The following is a 14,401-nucleotide window of genomic DNA, read 5'->3' as shown; positions in this document are numbered from 1 at the left end:
TTACCGAGACTGAACGCTACATTGATCTCACCTCATTGTCGAAAACGATTGTCATCTGCAACTCGAAAGGAACACCCATGTCGGCTCGCTGCCAAGTGACCGGACGTGTGCCGGGATTCGGAAAATCCGTCTCGCACTCCCACAAGCGTTCGAATCGCCGCTGGAATCCGAACATCCAGCGCAAGACGTACGCATTGCCGAGCGAAGGGCGTCGCATCACCCTCACGCTGTCCACGAAGGGCATCAAGACGATCGACCGCGACGGCATCGAGTCCGTCGTCGCCCGGATCCGCGCACGCGGCGAGAAGATCTGAGCTGATGGCCCGCAACGAGATCCGTCCGATCGTGAAACTGAAGTCCACCGCCGGCACCGGCTACACGTACGTGACCCGCAAGAACCGTCGCAACGACCCCGATCGACTCGTGCTGAAGAAGTACGACCCGGTGCTGCGCAAGCACGTCGATTTCCGAGAAGAGAAATAGCCGTGGCCAAGAAGTCGAAGATCGCCAAGAACAACCAGCGACGGGTCATCGTCGAGCGGTATTGCGAGCAGCGATCCGCCCTGAAGGAGACGATTCGCTCCCCGAAAAGCTCCCCCGAGGAGCGCGCACAGGCCCAAGCGACCCTGCAACGTCTACCACGCGACGCGAGTCCGGTACGATTGCGCAATCGAGACGCTGCGGATGGACGTCCGCGCGGCCACCTGCGGAAGTTCGGGCTATCCCGGATTCGCGTGCGAGAAATGGCGCACCGTGGGGAACTGCCTGGCGTACACAAGTCGAGCTGGTAAGGAAGTCGGATGGCAGTCAAGCGTTCACCGTCGAAGAAGCCACGCCCCGTAGAGGGACGTAAGCCCAAGAAGAACCCGTTGTTCGCAGCGAAGATCACGCATGTCGATTACAAGGACATCAACTTGCTTCGCACGTTCATCTCGGACCGCGGCAAGATCCGTAGCCGTCGCGTCACGGGCCTGACCCCGCAGCAGCAGCGCCAGGTCGCCGTTGCAGTGAAGAACGCACGCGAAATGGCGTTGCTCCCCTTCACCGCAGCACGGTAGCCATACATAGAAGTACAAAAGGCCGCGCAGTCACTCGACTGCGCGGCCTTCTTGTTGCCCGGACTAAGATTCCTGAAGTTATTCGGTCCAGCTGAGAGGTGCCCGCAGCGTGTCGGGAGTTATTGCGGGTTTCACCGTCATTTTTGTTGTCATCGCGGTCGGCTTTCTTCTCGGCCGCCTCGGCACATTGGGAAGTCAGGGCCAGTTCGTTCTCGGCCGCCTCGTCTTTTTTGTTGCGACGCCGGCACTGCTGTTCACGACCCTCGCGTCGTCCGATCTGTCGGTGATCTTCTCGCCTACGTTGGCGGTCGCGTCGGCCACAGCCTTTGCCGTCGGCGCCTTGTACGTGGTGATCGCAAAACTCTGGCTGGGTCGACCGCTTCCCGAACTGACAATCGGCGCACTGTCCGCGTCGTACGTGAACTCGGCGAACCTCGGCATCCCGATCGCAGTTTTCGTCCTCGGCGACGCAACGTTCGTAGCGCCACTTCTGCTGTTCCAGATTGTCGTGTACTCCCCCATCGCCTTGACGATCCTCGATCTCACGGCATTGCGGGGGGAAGCCGAAAAGCTGTCACTGATCGACACCGTCACCGCTCCTTTCAAGAACCCGATCGTGCTCGCAGGCGCAGCGGGCCTGATCGTCGCGTTGATCGGCTGGGTCCCACCCAGACCGCTGATGCAGCCGTTCGAATTGATCGGGGCAACCTCGGTGCCCGGCGCTTTGCTTGCGTTCGGCCTGTCCCTGTACGGCGTGCGAGTGCTCGAGAAAGGCTCGAGTCCGCGCCGCGACGTGGCGTTGGCGTCGACGCTCAAGATCGTGGTCCAACCGGTGCTCGCCTATCTGATGGCTCATTACCTGCTCGGCATCGACGGTCATCAATTGTTTGCGATCGTGGTCGTGTCCACCTTGCCGACGGCCCAGAACGTTTTCATCTACGCGAGCCGTTACCGTCGCGGAATGGTGTTGGCCCGCGACAGCGCATTTGTCACCACTTTGGCATCAATTCCGGCAATCGCGCTGGTCACGGCACTACTCGCATGACCAGGGTTACGGTGGATGCATGCGCGTAATCACCCTCGCCGTTCTGGCCACCCTGGCATTGGCGGGATGTGCCCTCGGCACCAGTACCAATGCCGGCGTCGGGACTCCGAAAGTGCTTGCGGCGCAGGGTGCTGTTCCCGCAGATTGGGCACGGGAATCGCCAGTCCCCACGGAGGTCGACGACACCGATATCGGCACGATGTTCGAGGATCGGCCGGACATCGTCGGCGCCGGGGAGACCATGTTCGAGTCGTGGTCGGAAGTGGACGAGAACACGGTTGCTGTTCATTTCGTGACCGGAACGCCGGAATGTTACGGCGCGTACACAACTCTCGACGAGACGGATGACGCGGTGGTCATCACGCTCCACACCGGGGCTCTACCCGAAGCTGCGGACAGGATGTGTGTACTCGTGGCGGTGTTCGGTTCCCTCGATGTGCATTTGAGTAGACCGCTCGGCGACCGTGTTGTGGTCAACGGGTAGTCGCACGCCTTTTCGTCACACCTTCTGCCGGTTAACACTCCATTTTGTCAGGTGTGGCGTGGGTCTCGTCAAGACAGACTGTGAGCAGTCACCCGTTCACTGTTCACGCGTCGGCTTCTATTCGACTCGAGCGGTGCTCAACTACGAAGGAGCTCGCAAGTGCCTAGTCTTCAGAGAGATGTCGCAATCGTCGGCGCCGGCCCCTCCGGCCTGGCAGCCGCAACCGCGCTGCGCAAAGCCGGCTTGTCCGTCGCTGTTCTCGAGGCACGCGACCGCGTCGGTGGCCGCACCTGGACCGACACCGTCGACGGCGCGGTCCTGGAAATCGGCGGCCAGTGGGTATCCCCCGACCAGACCGCACTGATCGGGCTTCTGGACGAACTCGGCCTCACGACGTTCGACCGCTACCGCGAGGGCGAATCCGTCTACATCTCCACCGCAGGCGAACGCACCCGCTACACCGGCGACTCCTTCCCCACGAACGACACCACGAAAAAAGAGATGGACCGCCTCATCGACGAGATGGACGATCTCGCCGCACAAATCGGCGCCGAGGCGCCGTGGGCTCATCCACTCGCCCGTGACCTCGACACCGTCTCGTTCAAGCAGTGGCTGATCAATCAGTCCGACGACGCCGAAGCTCGCGACAACATCGGACTTTTCATCGCCGGTGGCATGCTCACCAAGCCCGCCCATGCGTTCTCCGCACTGCAGGCCGTTCTCATGGCCGCCTCCGCCGGTTCGTTCTCGAACCTGGTGGACGAGGACTTCATTCTCGACAAGCGTGTGGTCGGCGGAATGCAGCAGGTATCGATCCGCATGGCCGCCGCCCTGGGCGACGATGTGTTCCTCAACGCTCCCGTGCGTACCGTGCAGTGGACCGAAGACGGTGCAGTTGTGTTGGCGGACGGCGATGTTCGCGTCGAGGCAAAAAAGGTCATCCTGGCTGTCCCGCCTAATCTCTACTCTCGGATCTCCTACGATCCCCCGCTGCCGCGCCGCCAGCACCAGATGCACCAGCACCAGTCCCTTGGTCTGGTCATCAAGGTGCACGCCGTGTACGAAACGCCGTTCTGGCGTGAAGACGGCTTGTCCGGCACCGGGTTCGGCGCGTCCGAGGTCGTTCAGGAGGTGTACGACAACACCAACCACGAGGACACTCGTGGCACCCTGGTCGCATTTGTCTCCGACGAAAAGGCGGACGCGATGTTCGAGCTTTCCACCGAAGAGCGTAAGGCCACGATTCTCGCGTCGATCGCCCGCTACCTCGGTCCGAAGGCAGAAAAGCCGGTCGTGTACTACGAATCCGACTGGGGTTCGGAGGAATGGACCCGAGGCGCGTACGCCGCCAGCTTCGATCTCGGTGGCCTGCACCGGTACGGCGCCGATTCACGGACGCCGGTCGGCCCGATTCACTTCTCCTGCTCCGATATTGCGGCCGAAGGCTATCAGCACGTGGACGGCGCAGTGCGGATGGGCCAACGGACGGCGGCCGACATCGTTTCCCGAGTCAAGGGATAACCCGACCGCAGTCGTGACCGCTCGTTTCGGCGGTCACGACTGCCGGGCAATGATCGCGAGCAGCAACTCCGCTCGCACCCGTGCCACGTCCAGATTGCAGTCGATCAACGTCTCCACCTTCGCAATTCGGCTGCGCAGCGTATGACGATGAACGCCCATGGCAATTGCCGCTGCTTCCCAATGCCCGTTGGCCTCGAGGAAAGCCCGCAACGACGCCAGCAGTTCGGTGCCGTTGTCCCGGTCGTAGCGATCGAGCGGGGTGATCATTGTTTCCGCCAGCGTGTTCAGCACTTCTCGGGTTGAACTGAACGCGACTAGCACGCTCCCCGTGAGAGCTGCGAATTCCAAAGGCTCCCCACCGGTTTCCGCCGCCGACGCGCAGAGCTGTGATTGCTCGACCGTGGCCGCGAGTGCCAGAACCTCACGTTTGCCACTCAGTCCCACGCGCAGCGAACGGCGATCATTGGTCGACACATCTCGCAGCAGCGCTCGAACGAAGTCGACGTCGTCGCTTCCACGCAGAACAACCGTGACGCGGGCGTCATGGATACGCGAGAAGAGCTGCCGGCCCGCCTTGTTCATGAACGACGCGATCTCTTCCGCGACGCGCGACGCAATGTCGGGTGTGTCGGCCAGAACCGTCAGGCCCCGGATCATGCCGTCTCCGTCCGCTGCCGCCCGAATCTGTTGCCACGCCGGCGCAGGATCGCGATCCTCGGTCAGCAGCAAGCCGAGCGCGTGCGAGTTCAATTGATTCTGCGTTGCCTGCAACCTAGCCGGCTTCTCGAAGTCCAACGCCAGCAACGAGTTCGCGTGACCGAGCAGGATCTGGTCGACGTAGCTCAGTGACGACGGGCTGATCACCGCCAGGTATCCGTGAAGTGTTCGGCCGACGGATATCCGTTGCACCGCGATGGACGCCCCCGAACTCGCGAGGGTGACGCTGCTGGACGCGCCGCCGCCCAGAGTCCCCCGCAGTTCCTCGATCACGTCGTCGGCCGGCAGTTCGGGGTAACTCTCGAGCATCCGACCGGCCACGTCGAGCAACAGGACGGTCGCCGACGTCGCGATGGCGAGTTCACGAACCGTCGAGGCGGTTCCACCGGCGATAACGGCGCGCGTCATCTTCGGCTGTGCCCGCGATGCTCGCAGAACCGCTTCGTATTCTTGTTCGGCCAGCCGGCTCATCACTCGTTTCACCACTGCGGCAAAGGGAGTCGGCAGCGGCACCTCGATCAACGGCAGGCCGATTTCGTCAGCGACGGTAACCAGGTCGGCCGGCACCTCGGCGTACGAGAGCCCGGTGCCGAATCCGACCGCGGCCACACCGGCCGCGTCGAGCATACGGAGATACCGCCCACGCTTCTGCGCAGTCGACGGCAATCTGATGCCCGTCGTGAGGATGAATTCACCTCCGGTCAGCCAACGGAACGGGTCGAGCAGCTCCGTGGCGTGCGCAAACGTGATTTCACGACCGACTCCTTCTGCCCCACCTTTGAGTTCCAAAGCAAGGTCTTCCTGCGCCAACATCCACCGCACGGGGATCGTCATGCGCTGGACTGTACAACTCGGCGCGTCGATCCCAAAAGATTTCGACTTTTTGGCAGCTGTCGAAATCTGTGAGGCAGCGCACACTTGCTCACACAGCCCCACACAGTGCGGGTTAGTGACACAGCCCCACACAGTGCGGGTTCGTGGTGCCGTTCGTCTGGGGCTGCGAACTCGTTCGACCGCGAGAGGAACCGGTACCGATGTCGATCGTCGTACTCGAGAACTACATCAACGGTGAATTTGTCGCCTCGTCCGCGACGGAAACGCTCGACCTGATCAGCCCGGTGGATGAAAGCATCGTCGGGCGGGCGCCGATCTCCACCAAAGCCGATGTCGACGCCGCCGTCGACGCGGCGCAGCGCGCATTCGAGACGTGGGGCAAGACAACGCCGAGCGTTCGTCAGGCGGCACTCCTCAAACTGGCAGACGCGATCGAAGCGCACAGCGACGAGATCGTCGCCGCCGAGAGCGCAAATACCGGCCAGGCCCACCAGATGATCGCCGACGAAGAGGTCAAGGTCGGAGCCGATCAGATGCGATTCTTCGCCGGGGCTGCCCGCCTCCTCGAAGGTAAGGCGGCCGGCGAGTACATGGAGGGATTCACCTCCTACGTCCGTCGTGAGCCCATCGGCGTGGTCGGTCAGGTCACGCCGTGGAACTACCCGTTCATGATGGCGCTGTGGAAGATCGGCCCAGCACTCGCGGCCGGCAACACAATCGTCCTCAAGCCGAGCGACACCACCCCGGGCAGCACGCTGGTCTTGGCCAAACTGTCCAAGGGAATCCTGCCGGACGGCGTGTTCAACGTCGTGCTCGGCAACGGCGGTACCGGCGCGACGTTGGTGGAGAATCCGGCCCTCGGCCTTGTCTCCATCACGGGTTCGGTACGGGCAGGCATCGCGGTCGCCGTATCCGCGGCGCAGCAACTCAAGCGCGCCCACCTCGAGCTGGGCGGCAAGGCACCGGCCATCGTGTTCGACGACGTCGACATCGAGAAGACCGCAACCGGCATCGCCGAGGCAGCGTTCTTCAACGGCGGCCAGGACTGCACCGCAGCCACCCGCGTGATCGTCCACGAATCCATTCACGATCAGCTCGTCGACGCTCTGGTGCGTAACGCCGAAAAGCTGCGCCCCGGCGCGCCTTCCGATCCTGATGCCTTCTACGGCCCGCTCAACAACATCAACCACTTCAACGCCGTGAGCGACAAGATCGCGAACCTGCCGGCGTCGGCCACGATCGTGACCGGTGGAAAGCGCTCGGGCGAAACCGGATTCTTCTTCGAGCCGACGATCATCACCGGTGTCGCGCAATCCGACGACATCGTGCAGGAAGAAACCTTCGGTCCCATCCTCACGGTCCAGAGCTTCGCCGACGAGAAAGAGGCGATCACCCTCGCCAACGACGTTCGGTTCGGCCTCGCCTCGAGCATCTGGACCAAGGATCATGGTGTCACACAACGGCTCTCCGCGGCACTCGACTTCGGAGCGGTGTGGATCAACTGCCACATCCCGCTCGTCGCCGAGATGCCGCACGGCGGATTCAAGTACTCCGGCTACGGCAAGGATCTCTCGGCCTACGGAGTCGAGGACTACACCCGGCTCAAGCACGTCATGAGTTCGCACGACTAGTCGCTGTCCCTCCTGCTGTGCGCCTTATCGTCGGATACCTCGCCACACCCAGCGGTAAAGACGGGCTGGTCCTCGGTACGCAGCTCGCGCGCAGTCTCGGCGCGCAACTCGACATCTGCATGGTCCTCCCTCCGGACCGAACCCTCCCGGCCAAGATTCCCTCGGAACCCGGCTACGACGACATCCTCGCGGCCCGCGCGCATGAGTGGCTTGCCGAGGCGAAAGCGTCGGTGCCTGAGGATATCCCGGTAGAAGTACACCTGAGTTTCCACGAGTCGTTCGCTCAGGGACTGCTCGACGAAGTGGATCGACTTGGTGCGCTGGCGATTGTGGTGGGTGCGTCCGGTGACGGTCTGCTCGGCCGCCACTCGATAGGTTCGGTCTCGACCGAACTGCTGCACTCGGCCCATGTCCCGGTGGCACTGGCGCCGCGCGGAACCCGGCACTCGTCGGCGTCGGCGATCCGAGAGGTCACCTGTGCACTCGGCACCCGTGTCGGCGCCGATATCGTCTTGAACACGGCTGTGCGCACCAGCGAACAAATGCACGTTCCGCTGCGCCTGGTCTCGCTGGTGGCGTTGGACCCACAAAACGATCTCCGCGATCACCGTGACACCGCCGAGTCGGCGAGAGAGCGCGCGCGAAGTCACGCTCAGGACACTCTCGACGTCGCACGGGCGGCCCTCCCCGAGGATGTTCCCATCGAGGTCATCATCGCCGACGGTTCCACTGTGGAATCGGCAGTGCGTCAACTGGACTGGCAGGACGGCGATCTCGTGATGGTCGGTTCCAGTCGCCTCGCGCAGCCGCGCAAACTTTTCCTGGGCTCCACCGCCGCCAAGATGCTGCGCGTGTTACCCGTTCCCATGGTCGTAGTGCCCAAGCACGAATTCACCCAGCCGGAGGCACTGTCATGACCAGCACCGAACTGAGTTCCAAAGGACTCGCCACCGGCAAGATCGGGATGATCTCCGGCGCAGTTCTCGGAATCTCTTCCGTGGCACCGGGTTACACCCTGACCGCTAGTATCGGATTGATCGTCGCCGCCGTCGGCCTCAAGATGCCCGCCATCTTCATCGCCGGCTTCATTCCGATGTTCCTCACCGCGTACGCGTATCGCGAATTGAACTCCGATACTCCGGACTGCGGGGCGTCATTCACATGGTCCACCAAGGCATTCGGACCGTACGTCGGCTGGATGTGCGGTTGGGGCATGGTGATCGCCACCATCATCGTGCTCTCGAACCTCGCCGCCATTGCCGTCGACTTCTTCTATCTGTTCATCGCGCGGGTGGTCGACAATCCGTCGATCGCGGATCTGCCGGGTAACAAACTTGTCAACGTCGGCACCACGCTGGTGTTCATCGCCCTGGCCACCTGGATAGCGAGTCGAGGGATCACCACCAGCGAGCGCGTGCAGTTCGCCCTCGTCGGATTCCAGATGGTGCTGCTCGTCGTCTTTGCCGTCGTCGCGCTGGTTCACGTCGGTGCCGGCGACGCTCCGGCCGGGCTGTCGTTCGACCTGAGTTGGTTCAACCCGTTCAGCGGGCTCGCCATCGGCGCGTTTGTCATCGGACTTACCGGATCGATCTTTGCCTTCTGGGGCTGGGACACATGCCTGACGCTGGGCGAGGAGTCGAAGAACCCCAAGAAGACCCCGGGCCGCGCCGGACTACTGTGTGTTGCAACCATTCTCCTGACCTACCTGCTGGTTGCCGTTGCCGCGATGATGTACGCCGGCGTCGGCGAGGAAGGCCTCGGACTCGGCAATCCCGAGAATTCGGAGAATGTATTCGGCGCACTGGCAGATCCAGTGCTGGGCGACTGGGGCGGAATGCTCCTCTTCCTTGCCGTGTTCGTATCCTCGGCCGCCAGCCTCCAGACCACGTTCCTCCCGGCCGCACGAACCATGCTCGCGATGGGCGCCTACGGAGCCTTCCCCAAGAAGCTTGCCGAGGTATCCCCGCGGTTCCTGGTGCCGTCCTACGCGACCGTGGTTGCCGGCGTTGTGACGGCGGTGTTCTACACCGTTGTCACATTCCTCTCCGAAAGCGCTCTCCTCGACACGATCGCGGCGCTGGGCATCATGATCTGCTGGTACTACGGCATCACGGCGTTTGCGTGTGTCTGGTACTTCCGCCGAACGGTGTTCGACAGCGTGCGCAACTTCGTCTTCCGCCTGGCGTTCCCACTACTGGGTGGCCTGATGCTGCTCGCGGTGTTCGTCATCTCGATCCAGGAGAGCATGGATCCGGAGAACGCGAGTGGCGCTTCGATCGGCGGAATCGGCCTGGTGTTCTTCCTGGGCTTCGGAATCCTGATCCTCGGCGCCGTACTGATGATGGTGATGCGCGTGCGCAACCCGGAGTTCTTCGAGGGCAAGACCCTCAACCGCGACACGGTCGCGTTGCGCGACGAAAGCGATCTCAGCGCCCTCTAGGAGATTGAGCAACCAACCCCGCCATCAGCACGCGCAAACCGAATTCGAAGGCGGCATCGGCACGTTCGGGATTTTTCCCGGACGTTGCCAATGCCGCCTTCATGGCGTCGTTCACTTCCGGTCCGGTGGCCCATTGGACCTCCGGTGCTGCCAGATCGAGCGCCGAACCGAGAACAAAACTGTCTACCGTCGTGATTGCGTGGAGCGTCGCCGACGGATCGAACCCACCGTCCGAGAATGCCTGCGCCAGTGCGTTGTACAGGCCGAAGGCAACACCGGCTTTCACCGTCTGCGCAGTGAAGAGCGGGATCAACCGAGGATGCTCGGCATAGCTGCGCCGGTATTCGGACGCCAAGGCCGCGACTGTGTCGGTCCACGAACCGTCAACCGATCGGAGGTCGATGCCCGCCATCAATTGAGCTCTCATCAGTTCGACGATCTCGGCCCGCCCGGACACGTGGTTGTACAGCGAAGACGGCCGCACCTTCAGTCTTCCCGCGAGTCCCGGCATGGTGAAGTCGCCGGTTTCGTCCACCGATTCGATTGCCGCCTCGGTGATGATCTCGGGTGAGAGCAGTCGTTGCGATGGCCGCGGCATATGTCCTCCTGTGGTGATCCACCCGTTCGGGGCGCCGTAAAAAACAATTCCTCGAAAGTCCTTGATCAATCAGCGCTCACCCACCATACTTAACGAATCACATTCGTTTTACGCTGAACGTCGAACACCCGAGCACTGAGGAAACCCCATGCTGACGATCACCGCCCTCACTCCACCCGAGTCTCTGGCCGCGACAGCGCAGTCCACATCCGTCCCGCTGCGCGTGGGCCTCGTCCAGCATCGCTGGCACGAGGACCAGAGCGACCTCCACACCGAACTGAGCGAAGGCATCGCGGCCGCAGCGAACCTGGGCGCTTCCGTGGCCTTTCTTCCGGAGTTGACGCTCAGCCGCTACCCCGCCTCCACCCCCGCCGGCGACAATCCCGGACGCGAAGCGGAAGACCTCCTCACCGGACCCACACTCGCTTTCGCAGCCGAGGCCGCCGCCAAGAACCAGGTCCTCGTTCATGCGTCGCTGTACGAGCGCAGCGAGGCCGAGGACGGTCTGGGATTCAACACAGCCATCCTCGTCTCGCCCGCGGGTGAGCTTCTCGCCAGAACCCGCAAACTCCACATTCCGGTGACAGCTGGATACTACGAGGACACGTACTTCCGAGGCGGTCCGGCGCAGGACGCGTACCCCGTTCACGAGGCACTCGGCGCCAAGTTCGGGCTCCCGACGTGCTGGGACGAATGGTTCCCGGAGGTCGCGCGTGCATACTCCCTCGCCGGTGCCCAGGTCCTGGTGTACCCCACTGCGATCGGCTCGGAGCCGGATCACCCGAACTTCGACACTCAGCCGCTGTGGCAGCAGGTGATCGTCGGAAACGGTATCGCCAACGGCACCTTCATGGTGGTCCCCAACCGACACGGCAGTGAAGGCCTCATCACCTTCTACGGTTCTTCCTTCATCTCGGACCCGTACGGACGCATCCTCGTTCAGGCTCCCCGCGACGAATCAGCCGTGCTGGTAGCCGATCTCGACCTGCAGCAACGCGAAGACTGGCTAGCATTGTTCCCGTTCCTGGCAACGCGCCGACCCGACACGTACTCGACACTGACCGCGCCCGTAGTCACTGCTGGAGTTAACTGATGACGTGGCGTATGCCCGCGGAAAGTGAACCGCACGAACGTACCTGGATGGCGTACCCCAGCGCCGGATACTCCCTCGGGGACACCGCGCAGCAGCAGCACGAAGCACGCTCGACATGGGCTGCTGTCGCCCACGCCGTTGCGGAATTCGAGCCGGTCACGGTCGTCGTGGATCCAGCAGAGGTCGAAGTCGCACGAAAGTATCTGTCGGACAAGATCGATATCGTCGAGGCACCTCTCAACGACGCCTGGATGCGCGACATCGGGCCGACGTTCGTCTTGTCCGACGAGGGCCGCCTCGGCGGAGTCGACTGGGTGTTCAACGGCTGGGGCGCACAGGAGTGGGCGCAGTGGGACAAGGACTCGAAGATCGGCGCATTTGTCGTCGAACAATCCGGTGCCCAATTGATCGACTCACCAATCGTCAACGAGGGCGGCGGCATTGCGGTCGACGGTCTCGGCACCGTGCTGGTCACCGAAACCGTCCAACTCGATCCGGGACGAAACCCCGACCTGACAAAGGCGGACGTCGAGGCAGAACTCGCCCGCACCATCGGCGCCAAGCACGTGATCTGGCTGCCGCGCGGGTTGACTCGCGATCAGGAGACCTACGGAACGCGCGGACACGTCGACATCGTCGCGGCCATCTCTTCTCCCGGAGTGGTACTCGTCCACGACCAACGCAACCCGATGCATCCGGACTACGCGGTCAGCAAGACGATCATCGCGTTGTTCGAACGCTCGACCGATGTCGGCGGGCGGCCATGGAAGGTCATCCGTGTTCCCGCTCCCGAGATCCTGCGCGACGACGAGGGATTCGTCGACTACAGCTACATCAACCACCTCGTGGTCAACCGCGGAGTGATCGCCTGCAGTTTCGACGATCCCGCCGACGCGGAAGCGGTCGAGATTCTTGCAGCCGCCTACCCAGGACGCACCGTCGTCACCGTCGACGCTAGGCCACTGTTCGAACGCGGCGGCGGAATCCACTGCATCACCCAGCATCAACCCGCGGAACAGAACTAGCCACAACAAAACTAGTGACGGCCCCGCATGTAGTCGCTCACCACGGCTGCGCCGAGACCGTCGACATCAGGAGCTATGACGCGTCCGCCCACCCGGTGCGCCATCCGGTCGACCACCCTGGCCAGACCAGGATCGTCACCGAGCCGGAAGAACGTCACCTTGGCGCCCAGCCTGGCCACCGCGTCGAGTGCGCGAACCGTAAGCCCTAAGGTTCGCGCACTCGGCGGGTAGTCGAACCGTGCTTCTCCGTCCGCTTCGAGATGAGCCGTCGGCTCACCGTCGGTGACGATCAGAACCACCGGCTGCGCGTTGGAATGGCGTCGAAGGTGCCTGGCTGCCAACAACAGTGCGTGGTGCAGGTTGGTTCCCTGGTCCCACGCGCCGTCCAATCCCGCCAACTCCGACGGGTTCAACACATGCGCGTGTCGTCCGAAGGCGATGAGTTGTAGTTCGTCACTGCGGAATCTGGTGCTCACCAGATGATTGAGTGCCAGCGCTGTGCGTTTCATCGGCACCCAGCGATCCTCCATCACCATGGAGAACGACGTGTCCACCAACAACGCGACGGCAGCCTGACTACGCTGTTCGGTTTCGGCCACTTCGACATCGACGACGCTCAGCCGCACCGGCATTCGACCGGGATCACGCAGGACCGCGTTGGTGATCGTTCGGGTCACGTCCCACGGTTCGGTGTCACCGAACTCCCATTCTCTGCTCGCCCCAGTGGGTTCGCCCATCGAGCCGGCCCGACGCGTATCTCGTTGACCGTTCCTCGAGGACAACTGACCGGCAACGTCGCGCAGTGCCGTCTGGCCGAGTTGGCGCATCGCCTTGGGCGACAAGCGCCATTGGCCGTCGGGCGCCCGATCGAAGAAACCCTGTTCCTGCAAGGCCTTTTCGAGGTCGGCAAGTGTGCGCGCGTCAGCTGCGGCTTCGTCACCGAGTTGCCTCGCGAGCAGTTCGGGGTCGATGTCGTCGAGTTGCGCCCCCGCATACTGTTGCGAGAGTTGATCGGCCAAGGATTCCAGCTCCGCGATATCAGAGAGTGCGCCAGTTCCCTCGCCCAAGCCCATTCCGTTGTCCCCGCGGAACTGCTGCGAGCCTTCCCAGTCTTCCGCTGGCCGGGCGGCCTGCAGATACTGATCCAGCTTACCGAGTTCGTCGATCAGGCTCGGATCACCGAAAGCCTGCTGCGCCAAAGCATCCAATTCGTCACGCTGCTCTTGCGACAACGAGTTCCGTAGGCGCTGCGCGGCAGCGGCGCGTTGCGCGAGGGAATCGAGCAGTTCCTCGACATTGCGGGGGTTGTCGGGAAAATAGTCTCCGTACTTGTCCATGAACTCCGCGAATTGCTCCGGAGTGTCAACCCCACGTGCATGAGCGTCGAGCAGTTGATTCAGATCGGCCAGCATCTGGCGAATCTGCTCACGATCCTCGTCGGTAGCACCCTCGAGCGCCTGCTTCATTCCCGAAAAACGCTGATCGAGAACCTCGCGTCCGAGAAGGTCACGAATCTTCTCGTAGTCGGCTCTCGCCTGCTCGCTGCGCCAGTTGTAATCGGCGAGTTCCTGCACCGCCTGAGCCGTCGACGGCGGCAACTCCTCGATGCGCATTTCGTTGAACCTGGCATCGTCGTCGAGAGCGCGCGCCAACTCCTTGCGCTCTTCGAGCACGGCCTTGTCCAGCAGTTTCCGGGCCTCGTCGAGAGTTCCGCCGAGGTTGTTGCGGCGCAACAGTTCGCGTCGACGCCGATTGGCCTGGGCGGCAAGGTCGTCGAGCCCACGCATGTCCCGGTTGCCACGCCGCAGAAGCTCGCGCAGCGCATGGCGAGGCGACGTCCCGGACAGCACGTCGTCACCGATCGCCGCTAACGCATCCCGCAGGTCCACCGGCGGTGCCAGCGGATCGGGGCCGCCGTCGTACGGCCCGTAGCGCGGATTGTGAATCATCGCCCG

The 14,401-nt window shown here is 62.9% G+C and carries 15 protein-coding genes; 12 read left to right on the top strand and 3 right to left on the bottom strand.

Annotated features, from left to right (window positions below; all coding sequences use genetic code 11):
- The first annotated feature begins 77 nt into the window (after positions 1–77).
- The 7 genes from rpmB to V2B23_RS11145 all read left to right on the top strand — a co-directional run bounded on the left by rpmB (position 78) and on the right by V2B23_RS11145 (position 4,108).
- Positions 78–314: a 50S ribosomal protein L28 gene (gene rpmB, locus V2B23_RS11175; RefSeq protein WP_430950410.1), complete on the top strand. Its 237-nt coding sequence runs from the start codon at positions 78–80 to the stop codon at positions 312–314.
- Positions 315–318: 4 nt separating this feature from the next.
- The gene (gene rpmG, locus V2B23_RS11170; RefSeq protein ID WP_003946358.1) at positions 319–483 is read left to right on the top strand and encodes a 50S ribosomal protein L33; all 165 of its coding nucleotides are present in this window, start codon (positions 319–321) and stop codon (positions 481–483) included.
- Positions 484–485: 2 nt separating this feature from the next.
- Entirely contained in the window at positions 486–791 is a 306-nt protein-coding gene (rpsN, locus tag V2B23_RS11165) for a 30S ribosomal protein S14 (protein WP_430950409.1), read from the top strand.
- Between the two features lie 9 nt (positions 792–800).
- Positions 801–1,058: a 30S ribosomal protein S18 gene (gene rpsR / locus V2B23_RS11160; RefSeq protein WP_003946414.1), complete on the top strand. Its 258-nt coding sequence runs from the start codon at positions 801–803 to the stop codon at positions 1,056–1,058.
- Between the two features lie 109 nt (positions 1,059–1,167).
- Positions 1,168–2,103, top strand: coding sequence for an AEC family transporter (locus V2B23_RS11155; protein ID WP_045069227.1), 936 nt, complete (start codon positions 1,168–1,170; stop codon positions 2,101–2,103).
- A gap of 19 nt (positions 2,104–2,122) precedes the next feature.
- A complete protein-coding gene (locus tag V2B23_RS11150; RefSeq protein WP_430950408.1) occupies positions 2,123–2,587 on the top strand; it encodes a hypothetical protein in 465 nt (154 codons plus the stop codon).
- A 159-nt stretch (positions 2,588–2,746) separates the two neighbouring features.
- The gene (locus V2B23_RS11145; RefSeq protein WP_430950407.1) at positions 2,747–4,108 is read left to right on the top strand and encodes a flavin monoamine oxidase family protein; all 1,362 of its coding nucleotides are present in this window, start codon (positions 2,747–2,749) and stop codon (positions 4,106–4,108) included.
- 33 nt (positions 4,109–4,141) lie between these two features.
- Here the strand turns inward: V2B23_RS11145 and V2B23_RS11140 are convergent, their stop codons facing one another.
- The gene (locus tag V2B23_RS11140) at positions 4,142–5,659 is read right to left on the bottom strand and encodes a PucR family transcriptional regulator (RefSeq protein WP_430950406.1); all 1,518 of its coding nucleotides are present in this window, start codon (positions 5,657–5,659) and stop codon (positions 4,142–4,144) included.
- Positions 5,660–5,859: 200 nt separating this feature from the next.
- Between V2B23_RS11140 and V2B23_RS11135 the strand changes: the two genes are divergently transcribed.
- From V2B23_RS11135 to V2B23_RS11125, 3 genes are read left to right on the top strand one after another with little or no spacing between them, the layout of a single operon-like run.
- On the top strand, positions 5,860–7,290 hold the full coding sequence (locus V2B23_RS11135) for a gamma-aminobutyraldehyde dehydrogenase (RefSeq protein ID WP_430950405.1): 1,431 nt from the start codon (positions 5,860–5,862) through the stop codon (positions 7,288–7,290).
- A gap of 17 nt (positions 7,291–7,307) precedes the next feature.
- Positions 7,308–8,207 carry a universal stress protein gene (locus V2B23_RS11130; protein ID WP_430950404.1) on the top strand — a complete coding sequence of 300 codons (900 nt, stop codon included), beginning with the start codon at positions 7,308–7,310 and terminating at the stop codon, positions 8,205–8,207.
- A complete protein-coding gene (locus V2B23_RS11125) occupies positions 8,204–9,730 on the top strand; it encodes an APC family permease (RefSeq protein ID WP_430950403.1) in 1,527 nt (508 codons plus the stop codon). The genes V2B23_RS11130 and V2B23_RS11125 overlap by 4 nt, the downstream gene beginning before the upstream one ends.
- Here the strand turns inward: V2B23_RS11125 and V2B23_RS11120 are convergent.
- Entirely contained in the window at positions 9,717–10,328 is a 612-nt protein-coding gene (locus V2B23_RS11120) for a TetR/AcrR family transcriptional regulator C-terminal domain-containing protein (RefSeq protein ID WP_430950402.1), read from the bottom strand. The two genes, V2B23_RS11125 and V2B23_RS11120, sit on opposite strands and share 14 nt — an antisense overlap.
- A gap of 148 nt (positions 10,329–10,476) precedes the next feature.
- On the opposite strand from V2B23_RS11120, the gene V2B23_RS11115 reads away from it, so the two are divergent.
- Positions 10,477–11,421, top strand: coding sequence for a nitrilase-related carbon-nitrogen hydrolase (locus V2B23_RS11115; RefSeq protein ID WP_430950401.1), 945 nt, complete (start codon positions 10,477–10,479; stop codon positions 11,419–11,421).
- Entirely contained in the window at positions 11,421–12,446 is a 1,026-nt protein-coding gene (locus V2B23_RS11110; protein WP_430950400.1) for an agmatine deiminase family protein, read from the top strand. The genes V2B23_RS11115 and V2B23_RS11110 overlap by 1 nt, the downstream gene beginning before the upstream one ends.
- An 11-nt stretch (positions 12,447–12,457) precedes the next feature.
- Here V2B23_RS11110 and V2B23_RS11105 read toward each other — a convergent pair whose 3' ends face one another.
- Complete coding sequence (locus V2B23_RS11105; RefSeq protein ID WP_430950399.1) at positions 12,458–14,395, bottom strand: vWA domain-containing protein; 1,938 nt, start codon at positions 14,393–14,395, stop codon at positions 12,458–12,460.
- Positions 14,396–14,401: the final 6 nt, after the last annotated feature.

Source organism: Rhodococcus sp. 24CO (assembly GCF_050586165.1).
Lineage (GTDB): Bacteria > Actinomycetota > Actinomycetes > Mycobacteriales > Mycobacteriaceae > Rhodococcus_F.
Note: the sequence above shows the minus strand (reverse complement) of the source record. Positions and strands in the feature narration are given on the sequence as shown.

Bases quoted from the DNA above. Each gene is read 5' to 3' on its own strand.
- rpmB (WP_430950410.1), top strand. From the start codon at position 78: ATGTCGGCTCGCTGCCAAGTGACCGGACGTGTGCCGGGATTCGGAAAA.
- rpmG (WP_003946358.1), top strand. From the start codon at position 319: ATGGCCCGCAACGAGATCCGTCCGATCGTGAAACTGAAGTCCACCGCC.
- rpsR (WP_003946414.1), top strand. From the start codon at position 801: ATGGCAGTCAAGCGTTCACCGTCGAAGAAGCCACGCCCCGTAGAGGGA.
- V2B23_RS11150 (WP_430950408.1), top strand. From the start codon at position 2,123: ATGCGCGTAATCACCCTCGCCGTTCTGGCCACCCTGGCATTGGCGGGA.
- V2B23_RS11140 (WP_430950406.1), bottom strand. From the start codon at position 5,659: ATGACGATCCCCGTGCGGTGGATGTTGGCGCAGGAAGACCTTGCTTTG.
- V2B23_RS11135 (WP_430950405.1), top strand. From the start codon at position 5,860: ATGTCGATCGTCGTACTCGAGAACTACATCAACGGTGAATTTGTCGCC.
- V2B23_RS11125 (WP_430950403.1), top strand. From the start codon at position 8,204: ATGACCAGCACCGAACTGAGTTCCAAAGGACTCGCCACCGGCAAGATC.
- V2B23_RS11120 (WP_430950402.1), bottom strand. From the start codon at position 10,328: ATGCCGCGGCCATCGCAACGACTGCTCTCACCCGAGATCATCACCGAG.
- V2B23_RS11115 (WP_430950401.1), top strand. From the start codon at position 10,477: ATGCTGACGATCACCGCCCTCACTCCACCCGAGTCTCTGGCCGCGACA.
- V2B23_RS11110 (WP_430950400.1), top strand. From the start codon at position 11,421: ATGACGTGGCGTATGCCCGCGGAAAGTGAACCGCACGAACGTACCTGG.
- V2B23_RS11105 (WP_430950399.1), bottom strand. From the start codon at position 14,395: ATGATTCACAATCCGCGCTACGGGCCGTACGACGGCGGCCCCGATCCG.